This is a genomic window from Pseudomonas sp. 05N434, from assembly GCF_056396965.1.
Genome location: NZ_JBFTMK010000721.1, coordinates 1 through 2,037, shown reverse-complemented (window position 1 = coordinate 2,037; position 2,037 = coordinate 1). Strand labels below are relative to the sequence as shown.

At 56.7% G+C, this 2,037-nt stretch carries 3 protein-coding genes; 2 read left to right on the top strand and 1 reads right to left on the bottom strand.

Translation table 11 applies throughout. From position 1 onward, the window contains the following. Positions 1-174: PA3611 family quorum-sensing-regulated virulence factor (locus AC1DLB_RS28575; RefSeq protein ID WP_477786143.1), on the top strand; the 174-nt coding region annotated here is incomplete at its 5' end. On the opposite strand, the gene AC1DLB_RS28570 is transcribed toward AC1DLB_RS28575, so the two are convergent. Next, positions 175-369: a hypothetical protein gene (locus AC1DLB_RS28570; RefSeq protein ID WP_018926957.1), complete on the bottom strand. Its 195-nt coding sequence runs from the start codon at positions 367-369 to the stop codon at positions 175-177. It abuts the gene before it with no gap. Between the two features lie 491 nt (positions 370-860). Here AC1DLB_RS28570 and AC1DLB_RS28565 point away from each other — a divergent pair, with 491 nt between their 5' ends. Continuing rightward, positions 861-1,979 (top strand): LOG family protein, encoded by a 1,119-nt coding sequence (locus AC1DLB_RS28565; RefSeq protein ID WP_064619979.1) that lies wholly within the window; start codon positions 861-863, stop codon positions 1,977-1,979. Positions 1,980-2,037 lie beyond the last annotated feature (58 nt).

The following is a 2,037-nucleotide window of genomic DNA, read 5'->3' as shown; positions in this document are numbered from 1 at the left end:
GTGTACTTCCAGCTTGGCGCCTCCGTATGCAGAAACCCAGGGTTCCGCAAGCTGATGGCCAAGGGCGCGATCATGCGTTACGACTTCACCGAGGTGAAGACCAACCGTCCGGTCGGCTCCGCCAGCTTCCAGGACTCGGACTGCCCGAAAGAGACTCCCGCGAAGAAGAAATAATTACCTGGCATTGGCGCGCCGCTGTTCATCCTCGGCGCGCAGCTCTGCCAACAGCGCCTGCAAGTAACGCGAACGTCGCTCCCCACCCTCCAGACGTCGACAGCACTCTTCTTCGAGACTCAAATGATGGGTCTCGGCCGATGCTTTCAGCAATCGATACAGTTGCGCATCGATCTCCAGAGTCACTCTGGGCATGGTTTCCCGCCTCCCTGCATGCATTGATCGCCGTTGATCACGCGATAAATCCCTGAATTGCTTGAACGTCGCGTCCTGCCGTTGACGCAAAGTTGTCGTGTCACGCCTGTAACTTAGTAAATCAGAGCGCGAGACATGCGGCTTGCGTTCAGACGAGCGGTGAAAGCACCTTGTAAATCGTCAATAAGCGGTTGCCAGGAAAGACTTTGCGGCGCAATGATCAAGCCAGCGAAAATCGTTGCGAGGGTCTAAATTCAAAGTGTTCATGTTGTTTTTTTAAGGGCAGAAAAGGGGCTGCCCATTACGGTGTCTTATTGTGCGAACGTTTCTTTCATTCAAGGGATAAGCAGAGCCCGTATGGATGGCTCGATTGCAACCGAGTCAAGTAGAGCGCCCAGGCATGGGCTTGGGCAGACAGCGACACAAGGGGTGTCGCGGCGCCGACAATTGTTTTGTCGGGGCCGAGGGTTCTGTGCAGAAGGAGAAGTTGAATGCCTTACCAACCGAATGACCTACTGAGCCGTCATTTTCAAGAAAGCGGCCACGACCTCACCAGCAAGGTCGAAGAACAACTCAACCTGGTTTCACCCAACAGCCCCAACATCCCGATTTACCGCGACATGATCCTGACCGTGCTACGCATGGCCCAGGAAGATCACAACCGCTGGAATGCCAAGATCACCCTGCAAACCCTGCGTGAACTCGAGCATGCTTTTCGTGTGCTGGAGCAGTTCAAGGGTCGACGTAAAGTCACCGTTTTCGGCTCGGCCCGCACGCCGATAGAACACCCGCTTTATGGCCTGGCCCGAGAACTGGGAGCCGCTCTGGCGCGCTCGGACATGATGGTCATCACCGGCGCCGGCGGCGGCATCATGGCGGCAGCCCATGAAGGTGCCGGCCTGGAACACAGCCTGGGATTCAATATCACCCTGCCCTTCGAGCAGCATGCCAACCCCACGGTCAATGGCACCGCCAACTTGCTGCCCTTCCACTTTTTCTTTACCCGCAAGCTGTTCTTCGTCAAGGAAGCCGACGCGCTGGTCCTGTGCCCAGGGGGATTTGGCACGCTGGATGAAGCGCTGGAAGTACTGACCCTGATCCAGACCGGTAAAAGCCCGCTGGTGCCTGTCGTGCTACTGGATGCGCCGGGCGGCAAGTTCTGGCAAGGCGCGCTGGACTTCATTCACCATCAACTGGAGGAAAATCGCTACATCCTGCCGACCGACATGAAGCTGCTGAGCCTGGTCTATAGCGCCGAAGAGGCCGTCGAGCAGATCAACCAGTTCTACAGCAATTTCCACTCCAGCCGCTGGCTCAAGCATCAGTTCGTGATTCGCATGAACCACACACTCAGCGACCGGGCGCTTGAACACATGCAGGAGGCATTCGCCGACCTGTGCCTGAGCGATCATTTCCATCAGCATGCCTACAGTGGCGAGGAGCACGACGAAGCGCAGTTCAGCCATCTGGCGCGCTTGTCCTTCACCTTCAACGCTCGTGATCATGGCCGTCTGCGGGAATTGGTGGATTACATCAACCTGCCGGAAAACTGGACCCAGTCCAAACCCCAGGCGCAACAACGCATACGGCAACCGTCCAAGGTAACGTGATGCAAAAACACGGCCCGCTATCGAAATAGCGAGCCGTTTCAGTCAATCGTCCATCCCC